This window comes from Solirhodobacter sp. (assembly GCF_964715405.1).
Map to the genome: position 1 here is coordinate 13,950 of NZ_CBAICG010000005.1, position 21,783 is coordinate 35,732.

Annotated in this window: 18 protein-coding genes; 8 read left to right on the plus strand and 10 right to left on the minus strand. The window is 65.4% G+C overall.

Features of this window, described 5'->3' with window-relative positions; genetic code table 11:
- Together AC11WY_RS03120 and AC11WY_RS03125 are read right to left on the minus strand one after the other, a co-directional pair.
- Nucleotides 1-1,068 (minus strand): 2Fe-2S iron-sulfur cluster-binding protein, encoded by a 1,068-nt coding sequence (locus tag AC11WY_RS03120; RefSeq protein ID WP_482922439.1) that lies wholly within the window; start codon nucleotides 1,066-1,068, stop codon nucleotides 1-3.
- A 96-nt stretch (nucleotides 1,069-1,164) separates the two neighbouring features.
- Complete coding sequence (locus tag AC11WY_RS03125) at nucleotides 1,165-2,832, minus strand: aromatic/alkene/methane monooxygenase hydroxylase/oxygenase subunit alpha (protein ID WP_482922441.1); 1,668 nt, start codon at nucleotides 2,830-2,832, stop codon at nucleotides 1,165-1,167.
- A 358-nt stretch (nucleotides 2,833-3,190) separates the two neighbouring features.
- Between AC11WY_RS03125 and AC11WY_RS03130 the strand changes: the two genes are divergently transcribed.
- The 5 genes from AC11WY_RS03130 (at nucleotide 3,191) to AC11WY_RS03150 (ending at nucleotide 7,603) form a co-directional block, all read left to right on the plus strand.
- Nucleotides 3,191-3,514, plus strand: a complete 324-nt coding sequence (locus AC11WY_RS03130; RefSeq protein WP_482922443.1) for a hypothetical protein — start codon at nucleotides 3,191-3,193, stop codon at nucleotides 3,512-3,514.
- A gap of 26 nt (nucleotides 3,515-3,540) precedes the next feature.
- Nucleotides 3,541-4,647, plus strand: coding sequence for a WD40 repeat domain-containing protein (locus AC11WY_RS03135; RefSeq protein ID WP_482922444.1), 1,107 nt, complete (start codon nucleotides 3,541-3,543; stop codon nucleotides 4,645-4,647).
- A 21-nt stretch (nucleotides 4,648-4,668) separates the two neighbouring features.
- The gene (locus AC11WY_RS03140; protein WP_482922445.1) at nucleotides 4,669-4,887 is read left to right on the plus strand and encodes a hypothetical protein; all 219 of its coding nucleotides are present in this window, start codon (nucleotides 4,669-4,671) and stop codon (nucleotides 4,885-4,887) included.
- A 151-nt stretch (nucleotides 4,888-5,038) separates the two neighbouring features.
- The gene (locus tag AC11WY_RS03145) at nucleotides 5,039-5,515 is read left to right on the plus strand and encodes a hypothetical protein (protein WP_482922446.1); all 477 of its coding nucleotides are present in this window, start codon (nucleotides 5,039-5,041) and stop codon (nucleotides 5,513-5,515) included.
- Nucleotides 5,516-5,740: 225 nt separating this feature from the next.
- Nucleotides 5,741-7,603 (plus strand): sigma-54-dependent Fis family transcriptional regulator, encoded by a 1,863-nt coding sequence (locus AC11WY_RS03150; RefSeq protein ID WP_482922448.1) that lies wholly within the window; start codon nucleotides 5,741-5,743, stop codon nucleotides 7,601-7,603.
- Between the two features lie 36 nt (nucleotides 7,604-7,639).
- On the opposite strand, the gene AC11WY_RS03155 is transcribed toward AC11WY_RS03150, so the two are convergent.
- The 5 genes from AC11WY_RS03155 to AC11WY_RS03175 all read right to left on the minus strand — a co-directional run bounded on the left by AC11WY_RS03155 (nucleotide 7,640) and on the right by AC11WY_RS03175 (nucleotide 12,603).
- The gene (locus tag AC11WY_RS03155) at nucleotides 7,640-8,473 is read right to left on the minus strand and encodes an ABC transporter permease (protein ID WP_482922449.1); all 834 of its coding nucleotides are present in this window, start codon (nucleotides 8,471-8,473) and stop codon (nucleotides 7,640-7,642) included.
- Entirely contained in the window at nucleotides 8,470-9,291 is an 822-nt protein-coding gene (locus AC11WY_RS03160; RefSeq protein WP_482922451.1) for an ABC transporter permease, read from the minus strand. The genes AC11WY_RS03155 and AC11WY_RS03160 overlap by 4 nt, the downstream gene beginning before the upstream one ends.
- Before the next feature lie 58 nt (nucleotides 9,292-9,349).
- Nucleotides 9,350-10,465, minus strand: a complete 1,116-nt coding sequence (locus tag AC11WY_RS03165) for an ABC transporter substrate-binding protein (RefSeq protein ID WP_482922453.1) — start codon at nucleotides 10,463-10,465, stop codon at nucleotides 9,350-9,352.
- 57 nt (nucleotides 10,466-10,522) lie between these two features.
- Nucleotides 10,523-11,587 (minus strand): ABC transporter ATP-binding protein, encoded by a 1,065-nt coding sequence (locus AC11WY_RS03170; RefSeq protein ID WP_482922454.1) that lies wholly within the window; start codon nucleotides 11,585-11,587, stop codon nucleotides 10,523-10,525.
- A gap of 92 nt (nucleotides 11,588-11,679) precedes the next feature.
- Entirely contained in the window at nucleotides 11,680-12,603 is a 924-nt protein-coding gene (locus tag AC11WY_RS03175) for a LysR substrate-binding domain-containing protein (RefSeq protein WP_482922455.1), read from the minus strand.
- Nucleotides 12,604-12,748: 145 nt separating this feature from the next.
- Here AC11WY_RS03175 and AC11WY_RS03180 point away from each other — a divergent pair, with 145 nt between their 5' ends.
- From AC11WY_RS03180 to AC11WY_RS03190, 3 genes are read left to right on the plus strand one after another with little or no spacing between them, the layout of a single operon-like run.
- Nucleotides 12,749-14,335: a zinc-binding metallopeptidase family protein gene (locus AC11WY_RS03180; protein WP_482922456.1), complete on the plus strand. Its 1,587-nt coding sequence runs from the start codon at nucleotides 12,749-12,751 to the stop codon at nucleotides 14,333-14,335.
- 24 nt (nucleotides 14,336-14,359) lie between these two features.
- Complete coding sequence (locus tag AC11WY_RS03185) at nucleotides 14,360-15,274, plus strand: dimethylarginine dimethylaminohydrolase family protein (RefSeq protein WP_482922457.1); 915 nt, start codon at nucleotides 14,360-14,362, stop codon at nucleotides 15,272-15,274.
- A complete protein-coding gene (locus tag AC11WY_RS03190) occupies nucleotides 15,271-16,647 on the plus strand; it encodes an FAD-binding oxidoreductase (protein WP_482922458.1) in 1,377 nt (458 codons plus the stop codon). Before AC11WY_RS03185 ends, AC11WY_RS03190 begins: the two co-directional genes overlap by 4 nt.
- An 83-nt stretch (nucleotides 16,648-16,730) precedes the next feature.
- Here the strand turns inward: AC11WY_RS03190 and AC11WY_RS03195 are convergent, their stop codons facing one another.
- The 3 genes from AC11WY_RS03195 to AC11WY_RS03205 form a co-directional block, all read right to left on the minus strand.
- A complete protein-coding gene (locus AC11WY_RS03195) occupies nucleotides 16,731-17,759 on the minus strand; it encodes a fatty acid desaturase (protein ID WP_482922459.1) in 1,029 nt (342 codons plus the stop codon).
- 478 nt (nucleotides 17,760-18,237) lie between these two features.
- Nucleotides 18,238-19,512, minus strand: a complete 1,275-nt coding sequence (gene rhaI / locus AC11WY_RS03200; RefSeq protein ID WP_482922651.1) for an L-rhamnose catabolism isomerase — start codon at nucleotides 19,510-19,512, stop codon at nucleotides 18,238-18,240.
- 9 nt (nucleotides 19,513-19,521) lie between these two features.
- A complete protein-coding gene (locus AC11WY_RS03205) occupies nucleotides 19,522-21,624 on the minus strand; it encodes a bifunctional rhamnulose-1-phosphate aldolase/short-chain dehydrogenase (protein WP_482922460.1) in 2,103 nt (700 codons plus the stop codon).
- Nucleotides 21,625-21,783 lie beyond the last annotated feature (159 nt).

A 21,783-nucleotide genomic window follows, 5' to 3' on the forward strand; every position in this document is an offset into this window, starting at 1 on the left:
TCAGTGCGCTTGGATCGGCGCCGGCGCGGTGGACGGCGTGAACTTGTCGTAGAAAGTGCGCTCTGTGTCGAAGTCGAGCATGAACAGGACCGGGCTGAGCGCGTCGATCATCGGCGGCGGCCCGCAGGCATAGGCATCGCCGCCGCCTTCGATCCCAAGGCGCTTCAGTTCCGTCCCCACGACCTGGTGCACAAACCCCTGCGCGCCGTGCCATGTCGGATCGCTGCCCGCATGCGACAGCACCGGGGTAAAGGTGACCTCGGGATGGGCGGCGGTGATGGCGGCGAGTTCGGGCAGATAGAACAGATCGGCCTGGGTGCGGGCACCATAGAAGAAGTGCACCGCCCGACGTTCGCCGCTGGCAAGATGATCATGCAGGATCGACCAGATCGGCGACATGCCCGAGCCCGCTGCCACCAGCACTATCGGTCCGGTCCGTCCTTCGCGCCGGAAGCAGCTGCCGTAGGGTCCACGGACGGTGACGGCGGCGCCGACTTCGATTCCTCCCGCGTCAAGTTCGTTGCTGAACTTTCCGTCGGGGTATTTCTTGATGATGAAGCGGAGGTTTTGGGCTTGGTCCGGCGTATTTGCCATGGAGAACGAGCGCTTAATCTCCTCCCCATCTTTGGTCCTGACGGTGATGTCGACATATTGCCCGGCCCAGAATTTGATCGGCGTTTCCAGTTTGATCTCGATCGCGCGGATGTCGTGGGTCAGATTGTCCTTGGCGACGATCCGACCCTTGAAGTCCTTGACGGCGATCGACTTCGACAGCAGTTCCTCGTCGAAATTCAACAGCTCGATCACCAGATCTTCTGTCGCCAGCGACCGGCACAGCAGGATGCCGCCATTCTCTCGCTCGCCATCCGACAGCGCAAAGGTCGAGTATTTCAGGAGCTCGACATCCCCCTCGACCAGGTTGCATTTGCAGGCCGAACACTGGCCCTCCTTGCAGCCATGCGGCAGCGAGATGCCTTGGCGGAAAGCGGCATTCAGCACCGTTTCGCCGGTTTCCACTTCGAATTCGACCCCGACGGGTTCCAATCGAACGGTAAAGGTTTCTGACATCTGCGAGCACCTTTTCAAGGGATGGCTTTCAACCCGGCGCCCGATGGGGCCGGCTTTGGGGTCGTGGGCCGGAATGTCCGGCCCACGCTTGGCGGGTTAATTGCAGGGGTTGATCGTGAAGCCCTTGGCGTAGTCGGCGAGGTGCGCCTTGCGGGCTGCCTCGTCCATGCCGCGCAGCGTGATCAGGGGCGAGCCGAGCGTATGGCCGCGCACGTGATCCAGCGTCCACATGTCCTTGTCGTCAAAGCGCAGGTGCGGCTGCGGGATCAGGGTCTTGCCGTCGGAACGGACGAAGTTCAGATCCACGATCGCATCCGCCAGGTCAACGCCGTGATACAGCGTCTCCCATTCGCGCTTGCCGGAGAAGCGGCCCATGGCAGGCGTCGGACGGCCCTGGTATTCGTCGGCGAAGGCCTCAACCGCGGTCCAGCGGTCGATTTCATGCGCAAAGGTGTGGATCTGGCCGTCGATTTCGTCCGTCACCATGTCCTCGCGGATCAGGCAGGGCACCAGGCAGGACCAGCAGCGATGCGGGTAGACGTAGCCGACTTCCTCGTTGAAGGTGATCACCTTCTGGCCGGGCTTGGACAGTTTGGCATACCACTTCCAGAAGTCGCCGAACTCGGCGTACCAGCCGGGATACTTGTGTTCGAACCATTCGAAGTCTTTTTCGGTCTGCGCCTCGATCCGCCAGAAGTTCACCGGCCAGCCGACGGCGAAGAACTGCCCGACCTTGTGGACGTAATTCTTCTTGGTGATCCGCTCCCAGGCCGCCGTCACGTCATCATGGTGGATCTTGATGCCGTATTTTTCCATCGGCAGCATGTAGGTCCGGTAGTAGTCTTCGTAGACCCAGCGATGCCACATCTCGGCATAGCTTTCCTTCGACTTGTCGCGGTCGGTGGTGCCGTATTCGATGAACGTCCCGATCGCCGCGTCGACGATGGCATGGTTCTGCCAGAAGGCATATTTCATGTCGCGTTCGATCAGCAGGTGGTTTTCCGGCTCTTTCAGCGCGGCCATCATCAGCGAGTGGCCGTTGCCGATGTGGCGGCTTTCGTCCGACTGCACCGACAGGAAGACGGTCGGCAAGGCATAGTCGCCGTTGCGGGCAGCTTCCGACGGCATGGCAACGAACAGCGTGTTGGTGAACGCGGTTTCGGCCACGACGGTCAGATACATGCAGGCCGCCGTCATCGCGTCGCCGGTCAGGAAGCCTTCGCCGAACTGACGCCCGATGGTGGTGGCATAGCATTTACCGAACGCTTCTTCGGTAATGTCGAAGCCCGCCGGGTCGATGTAGTTTTCCATGTACCACTTCTTCAGGTTCATCTGAATGGTGGAGTGGCGGAATTCATCGACCATCTGCATGGTGAAGCCGGTGCGCAGTTCCTCGCCCGGTGCCAGTCGGCTGACCATCGCCATCGAACGGGCCGCAGAGATTTCCGGGAAGGGGATGATCGCCAGGAACAGCTTCATCCATTCGACCCAGCGCGGCTCGACGTTGCGGAACATGTCGCCGCGCAGGGCGGCATCGAGGGCACCGTAAACCCGGTTGTCCTTTTCTTCCTGCATCGAGAAGTAGGACCGCAGCACCTGCTTCATCGGATCGCGCGGCGCCTTGGTGATCTTGTAGTCGCTGGGGTAGGTCATCGCTTCCTGGACATAGGAAGGATTCCACCCCAGATCGGCGCATTTCTTCGTCGCATCGGCCACCGAGATGCCCTTTTGCGCCGTGATCTTGTTGAGTGTCAAAGTCGACATTGTTGCTCACCTTTTTGGTTAAGGTTGATGTGGGCACGACCGTCGGCAAAGGTCAGAGAACTGCGTTGCGCAGCCATCCAATACGTCGGATCAGTTTCACGGGACGTGAATTTCATTCGCAACGCAGGCCTCCCTTCCTTCGTTCTTGAGCCACCATCGGTTTGCCCCGGCGGCCTTCTTTTTGTTCGATGAGGGACTGTAGGGCGGGAAATTCGGCCCGGCCAAACGGATATTTTTCCGTAACGAACTGCGACAATATGTAACGGAAATTTACGTTTTCGGTTTCTGTCGCATTCTCGCCCAGCGCAGATACCGTTGCGCTACTGGATGAAATCCTCGGTGACTACGGAGCGATCAAGTGCCTGATGCAGCAGCGTTTTCTGGCAGAATGGGCGAGTTGCAGAAACTGCGGATTGCCCTGGTGATTCTGCTCAGCCAGGAGAACTCGAAGCTGCTCAGCCGTCGGCAGCGCGTCGCGGGCAAAGAGATCGAAGTGATGTGTGCGGAGCGCGATCTGGAAGAGGGTGCGGATGTTGAGGGCCGTCAGAAGGCTTTGGACGCGCTCTATCTTGAAGACGTCGCCACGCGGCAGGCTTTGAGCGAAACCGAGCAGGAAATCCAGCGGATGGAGGCTTTGATGAGAAAGATCGACGCCGATATTTCCACACTCTGCCAATCGTAATCAGGCCGATCGCAATGGGGAACATCATGAGAGACGAACGCGCACATCTGCAGCTTTTCGACCTGATTGCGCGTGATTGGCATGTGCCCTCGCCGGTGCAGCAGATCACCTTCAACGCCGACGACAGCGCGGTTGCCTTTGCCAGCATGGATGGCTCTGTCCATCTTGCGGCGACGGCCGACAAGGCATCGCCCACCATCCGCACCCGCCGCGCGCTGGATACCGGACGTCTGACCATCGCCCCGCGCGACAAACCCTTCCAGCCGCTGAAGCAGGCCGATTTCGCGGCCGGGCGCAGTTCCGATGTGGTTCCCTTTGGGCCGACCGGCTTTGCGTTTGCCAAAGACACCGGGAGGATCAACGCACTGACGCCCGGCGGCATCGCCTCGCATATTCCCGCCAGGGCCTCGGCGAAGATCACCGTGCTGGCGGCCTCGCCGGACGGCAAGACCGTTGCCTTTGCCAGCGCGGCACAGGCCTGTGTCTCGCCCGCGGGCGCTGACACGCCGCGCGTTCTTCCGGTGACCGGCCCGGTCACCGCGATGGCGTTTTCGGCCGATGGATCGACCCTCGCCGTGGCCTGTCCCGGCGGCGTCTGGCGCTTTGCGGTGCAAGCCCTGGACAATCCGCCGATCGAGACCGTGCTGGAGGGCACGGCTGTCAGCCTCGTCTGGCACCCCGATGGCGCCTGGCTGACGGGTTGCATGGCGGTTGGCGGCTTCAGCCTGATCGACGTCGCGCAGAACCGCGCGACCGTTCGCGGCAATTTCCCCACCCCGGTGCGCTACGCAGTCTTCGGCCGGTCCACCAACACCGTCGTGGCGTCCGGCGCGTTCCGGGTGGCGGCATGGTCCTTGCAGGATGCGCGGGACGTGATGACCGGCCGCGCCGGACTGGTGCCGGTCAACGCCGTGGCCGCGAGCCCGAACCGCAATCTGGTGGCGGTCGGCTATGCCAACGGGTTGCTGAGCCTGGCGGAAATCGGCCAGCCGTCCGAGATTCTGCTGCGCGAGGATACCGGCGCAGGGATCGCGGCGATGGCGTGGTCGTCAAACGGCAGCTATCTGGCGCTGTCCGGAACCGACGGCACCGCTGCCCTGGTCGAATTCCCCGAAGCCATGTTCAAATCCTGAACGCTCACAGAAAGGCCCATCATGACCGCGCAACAGACCGCCGACCTGACCGACGAGGAAAAAAGCAAAGATGCGTTCTTTCAACGCATTGCCCTGATCGGGGAAGAGATGATTGCGGCCCACGGCCGTGAATTTGCCACCGGCGCCTTCGTTCTGGCCGCCCGCTGGATCAGCGAAGGCCGCATGGGCGCGAAGGTGAAACCCAAGGCGGACCCGCTGGCAACCCAGCGCCCCAGTTGAACCGGCACCGGCCCTTGTGTAACGCTACGTTACAACTTTTTCCCGTCGTCGGGGCCGCCAAGTTCGGATGCATCAGAATCGGCAAGCTGTGATAATCCTCCGAGTCTTCCGCGACAAAGTGACACGGCAGCCGAAACCAGGAGAACGTCACTTGGATATCCACTCAAGACACAGCGGTCCGAGGGCAGAAGACAAGCAGGCCAAGGACCACCTGCGGCGCAATTGGGGCACCATCGAAAAGCTGGCCGATACGCTGAGCGGCGGCAAGTATTCTGCCGACAAGGCAAAGAAGGCCGCCCCACCGCCGCAGGCTCAGGGCTTGATCATCATTGATCAGGCGCGGCCCCGTCTGCCCGATGTGCCGGTCGCTTATCTGCGGATCAGCATCAACGGGCGGGTGGTGCTGGCCGACACCACCTCGGGCCTCCAACTGCATTTTCTGGGCCAGATCAAGCGTGTGAACGGTGACAGGTGTTTTGTGATCGCCACCACGGAAAACGGCTTCATCGCACCGCTCGAACCGGAGCTGTGCGACAAGATTGCCGATCTTGCAAACCGGACCATCAACCGGACCTACTCTGAAGACGACCTTGCAGAAGACATCAAGACGCGGCTGCAGATCGCGTGATTCTACTCTGCCAATGCGGACTTCGGTGGGCGCAGGGACACATCTTGCCAGCATGGCCCGGCGCCGGAAGTTAAGTCCACGGGAGGGGACTTAATGATGAATTCAGACCAGCACACGGCGCTCAGAACTCCGCGCCAGGGGTTCGATTTCGCGGATGTCGACCCACGCGAGACGTCGAAGGCGTGGAACAGATTCCTGTCGAACCGAAACGCCCCGAGCCTGCCGATGACCGGGGTGCGCACGGTCATCTATCAATCCTGGGTCAGGTCGAACACGACCGGCATCAAGCCAGACCAGTTCGCCGCTCCATCGCTGGAACGCAGCGCCCCGCTGGCCAAATCCACCTATGACCAGGCCGAACTGCGCAGGGCGACGCAGGCCACGATGAGCCGCATCGGCGACCTGCTGTCAGGGGCAGAGGCGATGCTGCTGCTGACCGACCGCGACGGCGTCATCCTGGAAACGGTTGGGGACAAATCCACCCTGTCCAAGGCCAACAAGATCAACCTCACCGTCGGTGGCGTGTGGAGTGAACATGCCTCCGGCACCAATGGCATCGGCACCGCGCTGTGGACTGGCCTTCCGGTTTATGTCCATGGCGAGGAACACTTCTGCGAAGGCATGAAATCATGGAGCTGTGCCGCCGCGCCGATCCGTGATCCGATTGACCACAGCATCATCGGCGTCATCAATCTGTCCGGCCTGACCGGGATCTTCCAGAAGCACAACGCCGCCTTTGCCGCCACCGCCGCGCGCGACATCGAGCTTGTGCTGGAACAGGAACAATCGCTGCTCAACATCCGACTGATGGAAGCGATCATCGGCAAGTTTCCGATGGGCGGGCAGGGCCAGCCCGAAAACCTTGCGATCGTGGACCGGTTCGGCAGGCTGATCTTCAGCCGCAACAGCGGTGTTGACGTCGGCCGCTCGGATCGCGATCTGGGCCTCGGGGCGCGCTTTCTGGAACTGCCGGACGGAGTATCCGAGGAAAGGATACGCGCCGCCTTGCCCCGCGAGAACATCTGCGAGGAAATCCGGCTGATCGAAATCGACGGGTCGGTCAAAGGTGCAGCCCTGGTTTTCAAGCCCAAGGGGTTCCTGCGCCCCGTCACCGCAATGTCCCGGCCCGCGGTCCCTCCCTTGCCGGGCATCGAGATCGGCAAGACCGGGCTGAAGATTGTCGGAAAAAGCGATGCCATCCTCGAGGCGCTGGATACCGCCCATCGCATCGCCTCGGTCAATGCCCCCACTCTGATCGAGGGCCAGACCGGCGTCGGCAAGGAATTGTTTGCGCGGCTCATCCACTCCCACATGGACCCGGAAGGCGCCCACCGGTTCCATGCCATCAATTGCGGAGCAATGGTGCCGCAGATGTTTGGCGACAGTCTGCTGCGGCGGGGCGAAACCGGAGAGACGGCCCCGATCTGCCTTGATGAAATCGGTGAAACGACCGCCGACACCCAGCTTTTTCTGCTGCGTATCCTCGAAGAACACATGACCCGCCTTCAGGACCCGCATGAGGGCGAATTCTCTCTGCGGCTGGTGTCCCTTACCAATCGGGTGCTGCTGGATGAGGTCGAGGCCGGGCGCTTCCGCCGTGATCTGTTCTACCGGCTGAGTTCGGTCATCCTGACGATTCCCCCGCTCTGCGCGCGCGGCGAGGATGTTCTGCTGATTGCCGAGTATTACAACCGCAAGATCAGCATCGAGTCCGGCCGCGATCCGCTGATCATCGGGTCACAGGTGCAGGAAGTCCTGATGGCGCACACCTGGCCCGGCAATGTCCGCGAGCTGCGCAATCTGATGTCGGCGCTGCATTGTCTCGCTAAATCGCGCACGGTGGCGCTGGCCGACCTGCCGCTGGAAATCATCACCCCATCCGCGCCGAAAAGTGGCCTGCCGGACGCCGGAACGTCGTCGGATCAGCGTCTGGCCCCTGCGGCCTCGCTCAAGGATGGCGAAGTGATGCTGATCGCGAACGCCCTGCTGCATCACCAGGGCAACATGAGCAAGGCGGCCATCGCACTCGGGATTTCGCGCCCGACGCTGTATCGCAAGATTCAGACCTATGGCCTCAAGACCTCGTAGACCCGGCTTTGACCCGCTGGGGTCTGACGGCATCGACTAGCGCGGAGCCTCCGGCCGGTCGACGCCACGGCGCCGCAGGAGTGCCTGCACCGCTGTCTTGCCGAGGATCACCGCGACCACGATCGCGATCAGCACCACCGAGATCGCCGCGATGGCGGGGTCGATGTTGTCGCGCAGGCCCATCCACATCAGGCGGGGCAGGGTGATCACGTTGACCGAGGTGATGAAGATGGTCACGCCGATCTCCTCCCAGGACAGCACGAAGGTCAGGAACAGCGCCGCCAGCACACCGAACCGGATGTTGGGCAGGATTACCTTCAGGATCCGCGTGCCAAGCCCGGCCCCCATCGCGCGGGCGGCAAGGTCGATGCGGCGGTCCAACTGGGCCAGCGCCACCGTGATCAGCACCACCGCGAAGGGCGCGATCATCACGGCATGGGCCAGTGCCACGCCGGGCCAGGTGTCATAGGCCACAACGTCGTTGACCCGGCTCAGCGTGACCAGGAAGAAGTAGAGCGTCAGCGCCGACACCACCGGCGGCGCCACCATCGGCAACAGCGCGAGGCCCATCAGAAGGCCCGCAAATCGCGGCTTCAGCATCCAGATGCCGAGGCTGAACAGCAGCGCGAGTGTCGTTGCAACCATGGAACTCAGCAGCCCGATGCGAATCGACAGCCACACCGCCTGACCCCAGGCCGGGTTGTCGATCAGCGTCTGATAATGGCGCAGCGACCACGCCCCATGCGGCAGCGACAGATAGCGATTCGGCGTGAACGACACCGGGATCACCGCGATCAGCGGCATCAGCAGGAACACGGCGACAAGCCCGGCGAGGGTGATGGCCAGTCGGCCGGGACGGGTCGCGGTCATCGCGCGCCTCCGGGCCGCACGACGCGCATCAGAAGCGCCAGCAGCACGCCGACGCCCAGCATCAGGATCACGCTGATCGCGGCGGCAAGGCCCCAGTTCGGAATCTGGAAGATGTTGAGGTAGATCAGTTCCGCGACCATCACGCTGCGCCCGCCGCCAAGGATCGCCGGGGTCACGAAAAAGCCAAGCGCGAAGACAAAGACCACCAGCACCGCGCCAAGGATGCCGGCTCCGGTCATCGGCACGAAGACGCGCCAGAACACCGCGGCCCGGCCCGCGCCCATGCCGCGCGCGGCCATCAGCACGCGCTCGTCCAGGTTGCGCATCGCCGAGGCGAGCGGGAAGACCGCGAAAGGGATCAGGTAATGCGTCATCCCCAGCACCACGCCGAACTCGTTGCGCACCATCGTCAAGGGCTCGGTGAGGATGCCGAGCGAGATCAGCCAGTCGTTCAGGATGCCCCGGCCGGACAGCAGCGCAAGCCAGCCGAACGCCCGGGTCAGCACCGAAATCCAGAACGGGATCAGGATGCACAGCTCGACCGCCAGCCGCTGGGCCGGGCTGCCGCGCACCCACAGCAGCGTCACCAGATAGGCGCAGCCGACCGAGCAGACCGTCACCAGCGCGCAGATGCGCAGGGTGCGCAGCAGCACCGACAGGATCAGCGGGTCGCTGAGCGCGGTCTGATACTGGCCGAGGCCGGGTTGCGGCAGCGTCACGCTCCACTGCATCACGCCAAGGAACGGGACAAGGTAGGTCAGCCCGAGAAAAATCAGGAGCGGTCCGAGCAGCAGGGCGGAACGGGCGAGCTTCGGCATGACGGTCTTTCAGGCAGGCAGCGCCGCCCCCGGCGCAGGGTCGGGGGCGGCGGCGATGTCAGGCCGAGATGATCTTGAGGTATTGATCCAGCGCCGGGCCGTAGTTCGTCTCGTACCAGCCCATGTCGAGCGGGATCTGCTTGGCGAAGTTAGCCGGATCGACCGGGTTGAAGCGCGCCTCGGCGGCCGGGATCAGCGCGTCGGCGGCCGGGTTGGCCGGGCCTTGCGCCAGCATCTCGAACATCACGACCTGCTTGGCCGGGTCCTGCGCCGAGGCGATGAACTTCATCGCGTTCGCGGCACCGCCGGGGTTGCCCTTGATCACCGCCATCGCGCCCGGCGCGATCAGACCCTGATCCCAGATGAACTTCACGTCGCCCTTCGAGTCGGTTTCGATCAGCTTGGCGCGGGTCGACCAGATCAGCGCCATCGAGGCGTCGCCGTTCATCAGCAGCGACTGGCTGTCGGCGCCGCCGCCCCAGAAGGCCACGACGTTCTTCTTGAAGTCGGCAAGCTTGGCATGCGCCCGCTTGATGTCGAGCGGGTAAAGCTTGTCGGCCGGAACGCCGTCGGCCAGCAGCAGCGCCTCCCACATGCCGGTGCCCCATTTGTACATCGCGCGCTTGCCGGGGAATTTGGCGATGTCGAAGAAGTCGGCCATGCCCTTGGGCGGGTTGGCGCCGAACTTCTTGGCGTCGTAGGCGATGATGTAGCTGTAGAAATAGCTGGAGGCCGAAAACTTCCAGCCAAAGCCGGGGCGCATCTTGGCCTTGTCCACCACGGCATAGTCGATCGGTTCGATCATGCCCTGCTTGCCCAGCGACTCGGCCGAGAACGGGTCGGCGTCGACGATATCCCAGCTCGGCTTGCCGCTCTTGAATTGGGCCGCGATGCCGCCCTCGGTCGGGCCGGATCCGTCCTGCTTGACGGTGATTCCGGTCGCGGCCTGGAAGGCCTGGCCGTAGGCCTTGTCGTAGGCGGGACCGGCGTCGCCGCCCCAGTTGACGAAGACCAGCTCACCCGAGTCGGCCAGCACCGGCGTGCCGCGCAGCCCGAGCGCGCTGGTGCCCAGCAGCATGGTGGCAAGCTGGGTGAACCGTCGGCGCGTGATCTCGCCGCGCCGGGCCCGGGTCGCAAGGATGTCGAGGCAGTCTTCTTCAAAACGTTCGTTCATGGTCAGTCTCCCCATTGTGAGTTTCGGTTCAGTTTGTTGCCGGCCAGAGTGCCGGGGTCACAGGAAAAATCCTTGGTGCTCGGGCCAACCGGCCCAGACCTCGGTGCCGGCTTGCAGGCCCGTCGGCAGGCTGGCGGTCGGCACCGACAGGATCAACGCCACCTCGCCCGCGCTGCGCAGCGCCATCCGCGTGTCGGCGCCGAGATAGGTCAGGTCGGCGATGCGGGCGCGGATCGCATTTTCACCCGCCGGTTCGGCGCTGTGCAGCCTCATGTATTCCGGGCGCACGGCCAGCAGGCGGGTCGGCGGTCCGGCAGCGGCTGTGGTGCGGATGGCACGGCCCTCGAACCGGGCGACCCCGCCGACTGGATCAAGATCGAGCGGCAGAATATTGATATCGCCAAGAAATTCAGCGACGAACCGGTTCGCGGGGCGTTCGTAGACGACGCGCGGGGCAGCAAGTTGCTGCAACCTGCCATGCTCGAAGATCGCAACGCGGCTGGACAGGGCCAGCGCCTCGGACTGGTCGTGGGTGACGAAAACGAAGGTCGTGCCGGTCTCGCGGTGGAGGCGGCGCACCTCGTCCTGCATCTGGCCGCGCAGGTTCTTGTCCAGCGCCGAGAACGGCTCGTCCAGCAGCAGCACCGGCGGCTCGTAGGCCAGCGCGCGGGCCAGCGCCACGCGCTGCTGTTGCCCGCCCGACAGGCCCGAGGGGCGTTTGTGGCCGTGCCCGCCCAGACCCACCATTTCGACCATCTCGGCCACCCGGCGGCGCACCTCGGCCGGGCTGCGGCGCTGGACCTTCAGCGGAAAGGCGATGTTCTGTTCCACCGTCATGTGCGGGAACAACGCATAACCCTGAAACACCATGCCGAACGCGCGTTCTTCCGCGGGCATCCGGGTGACGTCGCGGCCATCAAGCGTCAGGGTGCCGCTGGTGGCAGGCTCGAACCCCGCGAGGATCATCAGGAATGTCGTCTTGCCGGACCCCGAGGGCCCGAGCAGCGTCAGGAATTCGCCCCGACCGACGGTCAGGCTCACATCGTCCAGCGCCTTGAAGCGCCCGAACGTCTTGCCGATGCCTTCGGCGCCGATCTCGGCGGCCTTGCTCCGTTTCGCCATGCAGTCCTCCGCGACAGGTCGAGCCTAGGGGCGGTGCGCCCGCCTTCACAACCGAAATGTTTTCGCGCCGACGGCAAACAGGATTTGTCGTCTCAGGGCAGCGACCGCGCCGAGGGATGGCCGGTGCCCGGACCGAGGCTTTGCCGCCGCTCGGCGGCGATCCAGCCGCGGAAGGCGCCCACCGCCGAGCTTGCCAGCCGCGTCGGCGGCACCACAAGGTAATAGGCGCGGGTCGAGCGGACGGTTTCCTCGAACGGCCGCACCAGACGGCCTTCGTTCAGCGCGTCCTCGCTCAGCGCGACGTCGCCCATCGCGATCCCTTGTCCGGCCTGCGCCGCCGCGTAGACAAGGTGCATGTCGGAGAAGACGACGCCGGTGATCCGGCGCTCGTCCAGCCCGACCTGCCGGAACCAGCACTGCCAATCCTCGTGGTCCGACAGGTGCAGCAGCCCGCTGCGCAGCACGTCGGCATGGCTCTGCATCCCGCCCAGCCGATTGGCAAGCGCCGGGCTGCACATCGGTGAGGACACCACCTCCTGCAGCAGTTCCACCGCCATGTCGGGCAGCTCGCCCGAGCCGTAAGTGATGAAGATATCAACCTCGGGGTTGTTGATCTCGCCCAGCCGCCGCGGCGTGATGATCGACAGCCGGACGTCCGGATAGGCCGAGGTGAAGCGGCCGATCTTGTTGCACAGCCAGCTTGAGGCGAAGCCCGGCGCGCAACTGATGGTCAGGTCTCCCGCCACGCCGCGGTCGGCATTGCGCAAGGCGGAACCCGAGATTGCCAGCAGCGCCTGACGCACGTCCTGCGCATAGGCACGGCCCTGCGCCGTCAGCTCGACCCGGGTGCCGACACGGTTGAGCAGGCGAAACGCCAGATCCTGTTCCAGCAGGCGCAACTGATGGCTGACCGCGCTGCGCGTCAGGTTCATCTCTTCGGCGGCCTGCCAGACGGTCCCGAGGCGGGCGAAACTTTCCAGCGCACGCAAGGCCTGGGTCGAGGGAATGCGCGACATCGCTTCTCCATGCGTTGACGGCAGTCTTGCAGGAAACGCGCGGCGGTTCCACAGGCATGGTGAAAACGGTTTTCCAAAGCCGGGAAAAGGTTTCACTTTCTGGCGCCGCGCCGACGCGACTAGCCTTGGCCGCAGGAGGTGCCGCATGTCCCGATCCGCAGCCCAGACCGACGCCGTGGCCCATGTCGCCGCGATGGCGACCGAGCTTTCCGACTGGACGGCGCGGATCTTCGATCACGGCGAAACGGCGTGGCGCGAGTACCGTTCTGCGGGATGGTATGTCGAGACCCTGCGCCGCAACGGCTTCACGGTCGAGGAAGGCTCAGGCGGGATGCCCACCGCCTTTTGCGCCGAATGGGCGAACGGCGCCGGGCCGGTGATCGGCATGTATGCCGAATATGACGCGGTTCCGGGAAATTGTCAGGCGGCGGTGACCCATCGCGCCCCGCGCGCGGGGCTGGGATATGCCGCCGGCGGCCACACCGACCCTCATTCCGGCCTTGGCATGGCGGGGCTTGGCGCGCTCTTGGCGACCAAGGCCGCGATGCAGCGGCACGGCATCAAGGGCGGGTTGCGCTTCACCGGCGAGCCCGCCGAGAAGGTGCGCGGCTCAAAGCCGATCCATGCCGCCAAGGGTTACTATGACGGCCTCGCCGGGATGCTGTCGTTCCATCCGTTCTACATGCTGCCGATGTGCAACACGGTGCGCTGGAACACCCACTGCGGCGCGGCCTATGCGATGGTCTACCGGTTCCTGTGCGACACGCCGGAAAGCTGGGGCATTCCCGATGGCGCCCCGATCCCGCAGTCGCATTCCGCCGTGCGCGCGCCCGGCGCGAACGATGCGCTGATGCTGATGTATCAGGCGTCGAAGGCGCTGCGCGAGGCGATGCTGCCGCATCAGGGCGGCTGGTCGATTTCCGAGGCAATCCTGACCGCGGGCCAGGCGACCGCCGACAACCTGCCCGCCGGGCTGGCCGAGGTGCAATACATGATCCGGGTGCCGACGGTGGCGATGGCCGATCAGGTCACCGCCGTCCTCGACCGCAACGCCGCCGCCGCCGCCGCGATGACCGGCTGCCGCTGGGAACGCCACTGGGTCTGCAAATCGCGCCCCGGTCTGGCCAACCACGCCATCGCCCGCACCGTGTGGGAGGCGCTGCAATCGGTCGGCGCGCCGGTCTGGGATGAGGCTGCCAAAGCGGTGGCGCGCGAGATTCAGGCGAACCTTGGCCTTGCGCCGATGGCCGAGCCATTCCTTGACGAGTGCACCCGGCTGATTGCGCCGGAGGCGGCCGAGGCGATCCTGCGCCACGACCTGCCGCCGTCGCAGCTGAACTCCACCTCGGACGACTACACCGACATGACCTGGCACACGCCAACCGCGCGGTTCTACATCGCGCGGCCCGCGCTGAAGGCGCAACCGGGCGGCGGGGCCTATCCCGCCTGGGTGATGAACGCGCTTGGCGGCATTCCGGCCACCATCGACCCGATGGTGCAGACGGCGGCCAAGGTGCTGGCGCTGTCGGCCCTGCGCCTGCTGGAGGATCCGGGCGCGCGCGACGCCGCGATGGCCGAGTTCCGCACCCGCACCGGCGGCGGTGTGGGCGGCACCGACTGGACCGCGCCGCTGTGCGATTACGACCCGCCGATCCATTTCCGCTGGCCCGAATACGTCACCACCCCACGCGGGCGCGGTTGGTGGATCCCCTCCGCCATGCCCGGCGCCTGACCCCAACCCGAACCGGAGAGTGCCATGACCGCCGACCGCTTTTCCCTGCAACGCCGCAACCTCAAGGGTGGCACCGCGCCGCTGCAAGCCTGGGGCTTCCGCAACGAGACCGACCCGCTGACCGACGTGCTGCTCGGCTCGCCCGCGCATCTGCGCCACCTCTCGACCTCGTCGCTGTCGCGCAAGCACCTGCGCGAGGCGCCCAGCAACATCCAGATCGCGCAGGCGCAGCACGCCGAACTGGTGCAGGCCTACGAGCATTTTGGCGTGAAGGTGCACATGCACAAGCCGCAGCCGGAACTGCCGATGCAGGTCTATGCCCGCGACTCCAGCGTGATGACGCCCTATGGCGCGATCATCACCGCGATGGCGAACTGGTGGCGGCGGGGCGAGAATTACGCCGCGATCCGGACCTATGAACAGTTGGGCATCCCGATCTACGACATGGTCACGGCCGGAACCTTCGAGGGCGGCGACTTCAACGTGATCGAGGAGGGCTGCGTGCTGATCGGCTGCGGCGGCGCGCGCACGCAGGAAGAGGGCGCGCGCCAGGTGCAGGGCTGGTTCGAGGCCGAGGGCTGGGAAACCCGCATCGCCTTCATCGACGAATACTATGTGCACATCGACCTGATGGTGGTGCCGATCGCGCCGAAGCTGACCGCCGTTTGTCTCGCCTGCACCGAACCCGGCATCGTCGACTGGCTGCGTGCCAAGGGCCACGAGATCATCGACGTGCCGTTTCAGGATACGATGGCGCTGGGATGCAACTTCATGTCGCTGGGGCGTGACCGGGTGATCGCGCCGACCTCCTCCACGACCCTGATCGCGCAACTGAAGGCACGCGGCTTCGAGGTGGCGGCGGTGGACATGAGCGAAATCTCCAAGACCGGCGGCGGCATCCACTGCATGGCGCAGGCGTTGAAACGCGAGGCCGCGTGAGCCTGTTCGACGATCTGCGCGCGGCGCTGTCGCCCGGCGCCGTGCTGACCGGCGCTGAGGTGCCCGCCGCCGCGCGCAGCGACGCCAGCGACACCGGAACTGCCCTTCCGCGCGCGCTCTTGCGCCCGGCCTCCACCGCCGAGGTTTCGGCGGCGCTGGCGATCTGCACGCGCTACGGCCAGAGCGTTGTCCCGCAGGGCGGCCGAAGCGGCCTTGCCGGTGGCGCCTGTCCCCGTGCCGAGGATGTAGCGCTTTCGCTCGACCGCCTTGCCGCGATCGACGAGATCGACGCCGAGGCCTGCACGATCACGCTGGGCGCGGGCTGCGTGCTGCAAACCGCGCAGGAGGCTGCCGCACGGGCCGGGTTGCAGTTTCCGGTCGATCTGGGCGCGCGCGGCAGCGCCACCATCGGCGGCATGATCGCCACCAACGCGGGCGGCGTAAGGGTGATCCGGCACGGCATGATGCGCGACAACCTGCTGGGGCTCGAGGCCGTGCTGGCCGATGGCACGATCCTGTCGCATCTGGGCAAGGTGCGGAAAGACAACACCGGCTACGCCCTCGGCCAGCTCATCGCCGGGTCGGAAGGCACCCTGGCCGTGATCACCCGCGCCGTGCTGCGGCTTCAGCCGGAGCCTGCTGCGCGCCTAACGGCGCTCTGCGCGCTGACCAGCTTTGCCGACGTGCTGCGCCTGCTCGCGCTCGCGCGCCGCGATCTGTCCGGCCTTTCCGCCTTCGAGGCGATGTGGCGCAGCTATTTCGCGCTCAACAGCGAGGCCGAAGGGCTGCGCCTGTTCGCCGAACCGCCGCCCTTTGCGGTGATCCTTGAGGTCGAGACCGAGGCCGACCCCGCAATGCAGGCCCGTTTTGAGGCCGTTCTGGCCTCGGCGCTCGAGGCGGGCGACATCACCGACGCGTTGATCGCGCAATCGGGGAAAGAGGCGGGGGCCTTCTGGGCGGTGCGCGAGGGGCATCAGATGCACCGGCTGCTGCCCGGCCTGCTGAACCTCGACGTCAGCCTTTCGATCGGGCGGATGGGCGACTATGCCACCGCCGCGTCCGAGGCCATCACGTCGCGCTTTGCCACCGCACGGGTCGATGCCTTCGGCCATGTCGGCGACGGCAACCTGCATCTGTCGATCTGCCCCCCCACGCCGGACGGGCGCGACGCCCACGTGATCGAGGCCATCGCCTACGACATCCTGCGCAGCTTCGGCGGCTCGATTTCCGCCGAACACGGGATCGGCACCCTCAAACGCGCCTGGCTCGGGCATTCGCGCAGCGCGGACGAGATCGCCACGATGCGCCGACTGAAGCGGGCGCTCGACCCGGCAGGCATCCTGAACCCCGGCAAGGTTCTGCCCCCGGCCTGAGCGGCGGTGAACCGCGCCACGGTGGCCACCGGGCCGCCGGCGCGGGGCAGCCGCGTCCCTCACGTCCGGCGGAACGTGAAAAGCTACGCCGCGCGGGCCTCGGCGAAGGACAGCAGCTTGCGGCGCTCCTCGTCCCACAGATGGCGGCGCGCGCAGTCCAGGCTTTGCCGCAGGGTCAGACGCTGGGCGTCCGCCAGTGCGGGATGGTCCCTGAGCACCTCGGACAGGCGATAGAACGGAACCCGGCTGTAGAGGTGATGAACGTGGTGCACGCCGATGTTGGCGGTAAACCAACGCAGCACGGGCGGCAGCACATAGTGCGAACTGCCGCGCAGCGCCGCATCGTGAAGATTCCAGTCGGGCGCCCGTTCCCAGTGGGTATTCTCGAACTGGTGCTGCACATAGAAAAGCCAGACGCCGATCGAAGCGCTGACCAACGTCGTCGGCAGCACGGTCAACAGGACCGAAAGGAGGCCGCCGAACCAGAGCCCGGCCCCCAGCAGCAGCGCGAGGGCGGCATTGGTTCCCATGGCGCTGATCCAGTATGTCCAGCCCGACCGCATCAGCCCGACCGGAAGGCGGTTTTGCAGGAAGAACAGGTAGGCCGGCGCCAGGCCGAACAGAAACAGCGGATGACGATAGACCCGGTAGAGCAGCCGCCCGAGATCGGTCCGGCTGCGAAATTCGCGCACGGTCAGGGTGGACACATCCCCGACGCCGCGTTTGCCAAGGTCGCCGACGGCGGAATGGTGGATCGAATGGGTCCGGCGCCAGACGTCGTAGGGCGTCAGGGTCAGTACGCCGAGGGCCCGACCGATCCAGTCATTGGCGAGTTTGTTCCGGAAGAACGAGCTGTGCCCGCAGTCGTGCTGGATCAGGAAGATCCGCACAAGGAACGCCCCGTTCAAGGCCGAGATTGCGGCCGCCAGCGCGGTGCTGACCGACAGCGACCACCACGACAGCGCCATCAGGCAGGCGAACGGCCCCACCGACATCAGCAGCTCCAAGATGCTTCGCGCATGTGACGGCTCGCGATAGTGGGCAAGGATGCGAACCCAGTACCGTCCACTCTCGGTGTCCAGCGCTGACGGTTGCGCTTCAGGCATGGTCATCTTGATGGCATCCTTCTTTGTGCCCCCTTAACCCCTTTTGCCGACGAATGACATGACGGTTTCGTTTGACCTTCAGCTGCCCCGCCCGAAGCCCTCGGCTTGCTCTTGCGTCCGGCGCGAGTCTGCCGAAGGCGGATTGCCAAACGATGAACGTGGTCGGACGGGGTGCCGTCGTCACGCCCACGGGCCCGCGTTCCGCGCGCGTCGGCGCGGCCGTCGAAGCTGCCCTCGTCGAAAGATCAGGTCCGCAGGCCGCCGCTGCAGCCCTCGACATGGGCTCTGGTCGTCGGGCGCGCGCCGCTGACGCCAATAGGCCCGATGCCGGGGAAACCGGTCATGACCCGGATCGATCAGGGTCCGGATGCCTCGGGCCCGGTCGCCATCAACCCCTCCGGGCACCGGCATGACGTGCCGATTGCCGGGCCGGGCCGGATCCGTCCTCGGCGCCTGACCCCACCCGCCGGTCGGGTCGCCGCAGTCAGACGATGCCCCCGCTCGCGCCCTGCACCGCGGGGCGGACCGCCGCCACCCGTTCGCGGTATCCGGCGGCGCGGTAGGCGGCCACCGGGTCGATCGCACCGCCCGCCTCGGCCCGCGCCATGGCAAGGATCGGCTCTACGTCGGTGCGGAAGGCGGCCTTCAGCGTCGCTGTCGCCATCAGCGCGTCATTGCCCTGCTGATGTCCGTCCAGCGCCGCCCGGTCCACCAGAAGGGCGGCGGCATAGGCCCGCTGCACTTCCATCGCCGAGGCCATCAGGCTTTCGATCGGGTCGGTGACGTTGTGGCTCTGGTCCAGCATGTGCGCGGGGGCGAAGCCCGATTTCCCCTCGGCCGCCACCAGTTCGTTGAAGACCAGAAACAGCCGGTAGGGCGCGACCGAGCCGGTATCCAGATCGTCGTCGCCATATTTCGAGTCGTTGAAGTGAAAGCCGCCGAGCTTGCCCGCCTGGATCAGCCGCGCCACGATCATCTCGATGTTCACGTTGGGCGCGTGGTGGCCGAGGTCCACCAGACAGAAGGCCTTCGGCCCCAGTGTCTGCGCGATCATCAGGTTGGTGCCCCAATCCTGCACCACGGTGGAATAGAACGCGGGTTCATACATCTTGTGTTCGCTGAACACCCGCCAGTCGTCGGGCAGGGCGGCGTAGATGCGCGCCATCGCGTCCAGATACCGCTCGAACTGGCGGGTGAAGTCGGTCTGGCCGGGGAAGTTCGAGCCGTCGCCGACCCAGACCGTCAGCGCCTTCGCGCCGAGCGCGCGGCCGATCTCGATGCACTCCAGATTATGCTCCACCGCCTGCGCGCGGGTGGCGGCGTCGGTATGGCTCAGCGAGCCGTATTTGTAGCTGCGCGCCTGTCCCGGCTGGTCCTGAAAGGTGTTGGAGTTCATCGCGTCGAAGCCAAGGCCCAGCGCCCGCGCCTTGGCCAGCAGGTCGGCGGCGGGGGCCTTGTCCCACGGGATGTGCAGGCTGACGGTCGGCGTGGCCCGCGTCAGTTGCTGGATGACGGCGCAATCCTCCAGCTTGTCGAAGATGTGGCGCGGCTCGCCCGGCCCCGGAAAGCGGGCAAAGCGGGTGCCGCCGGTGCCCACGCCCCAGGACGGGATGGCGACATGGTAGGCCGCCACCTTGGCCTTTATCGCGTCGATCTCGATCCCGCGCCGGGCAAGGCGGTCGCCAAGCGTGTCGTAATCGGTCTTGAGCGCCTTCGCGCGGGCGGCGTTTTCGGCGTCAACAAGGGCGGTGTCGATCATGGTCATGGCTTACCTCGTGAACGCTTGAACATTGCCCGCATCGACGTTGAGGATATTGCCGGTCGATTTCGCCGACAGGTCGGAGGCGAAGAAATAGGTCGCCTCGGCAATATCCTCGGGCAGCACCGACAGTTTCAGCATGGATCGCTGACGATAGTGTTCCTCCAGATCGGCGGTATCCTTGCCATAGGCGGCGGCGCGTTCCTTCAGCCAGTCGCCCGACCAGATCTTGGACCCGCGCAGCACCGCGTCGGGGTTCACCACGTTCACCCGGATGCCCGCGCCCGCGCCTTCCAGCGCCAGACAGCGGGCAAGGTGAATCTCGGCGGCCTTGGCGGTGCAATAGGCGGCGGCGTTGGGGCTGGCGGCAAGGCCGTTCTTCGAGGCGATGAAGACGACCGAGCCACCGAGGCCCTGCGTCTTCAGCACCTTGAACGCCTCGCGGCTGACCAGGAAATAGCCGGTGGACAGGATGTCCATGTTCTTGTTCCACAGCGCGAGCGTGGTGTCCTCGATCGGCGCGGACGAGGCGATGCCCGCGTTCGAGACCAGCAGGTCCAGCCCGCCGAATTCAACCGCCGTCTCGGCATAGGCCGCGATCACGGCGGCCTCGTCGGTCACGTCCATCTTCACCGTGCGCACCACGTCGCGGCCATAGCGCGACGACAGGTTCGCCGCGGTTGCCGCCAGTGCCGCCTCGTCGATGTCGGCCAGCATCACGCAGGCGCCTTCGCGCAGGAACCGTTCCGCCGTGGCCGACCCGATGCCGCCCGCCCCGCCGGTGACGAAACCGATATGGCCCGCGAGCGATTTCGGCTTCGGCATCCGTTGCAGCTTCGCCTCCTCCAGCAGCCAGTATTCGATGTCGAAGGCTTCCTGTTCGGGCAGGCCGCAATACTCCGACACGGTAGAGGCGCCGCGCATCACATTGATCGCGTTGACATAGAACTCGGCCGAGATGCGCGCGGTGGCCTTGTCCTTCGCGAAGGTGATCATGCCGACGCCCGGCACCAGATAGACCACCGCGTTGGGGTCGCGCAGGGCAGGCGAGTCGGCGTGTTTGCAGCGGGCATAATAGGCGCTGTAGTCGGCGCGATAGGCCGCGACCGCGTCGGTCAGACCGGCGAGGGTTGCGGCAACATCGGGCTTGGCGGGATCGAAGGCGACCACCAGCGGGCGGATCTTGGTGCGCAGGAAGTGGTCGGGGCACGAGGTGCCAAGCGCCGCCAGCGGCGCCATCCCCGCGGCGTTCACGAACTCCAGCACCGCAGGCTGGTCGTCGAAATGCCCGACCATGTGGTGATCGCGCGAGATCATGCCGCGGATCGCCGGCATCAGCGCCGCCGCCACCGCGCGCCGGTCGGCCGCAGCAAGGCTTGCATGTTTCGCGCCGCCAAAGATCGTCTTGCCCGCGGTTTCCGTCTCGAACCAGTCCATCGCGCGGTTGATGATGCGCAACGTGGTTTCGTAGCACAGCTTGGCGTCGTCATCCCAGGTGAACAGCCCGTGCGATTCCAGCACGACGCCCTTCGCCTCGGGATGCTCTTCGCAATATTTGCCCAGCCAGAGCCCCAGTTCGAACCCCGGCCGCTTCCACGGTAGCCAGCCGATCTCGTCGCCGAAAATCCGCTGCGTCAACTCGCGCGAATTCTGCGACGCCGCGATCGCGATGATCGCGTCGGGGTGCATGTGATCGACGTGCCTGCGCGGCACATAGGCGTGCAGCGGCGTGTCGATGCTGGCGGCGCGGCTGTTCAGGTTGAAGGTGCAATGGGGCAGGGTGCCCACCATCTCGTCCTCGAAGGCGAGGCCGCGATAGAGGCCCTTCAGCGCCCGCAGCTTGTCCATGTAGAGCGTGGCGAAGCCGTCCATCTTGATCGAGCCGACATCGCCGCCCGAGCCCTTGACCCACAGCACCTCGACCGTTCCGCCGGTCAGCGGGTCGGGCTGCATCACCTTGGCCGAGGTATTGCCGCCGCCGTAATTGGTGATTCGCTTGTCGGAGCCGAGCAGGTTGGACCGGTAGAGCAGCTTTTCCGGCTCGGTCATGGCCTGGGCTTTGCTGTCATCCCAAAGGTTTGCAAGCCGGTTTGCGGTGGCGGTGATCGGCATCCTGTCCTCCCTGTGCGCGACGTTTGGGCCGCGCTGAATTCCCGCCGAATGTGCCAGCCTGCGACGGAATGTCAATCACAAACAATCATATCCAATCATTGTGCAGGTGCAGAAACGCAAATATGATGGAAAATGATTGACACTGATCGGAATCAATGG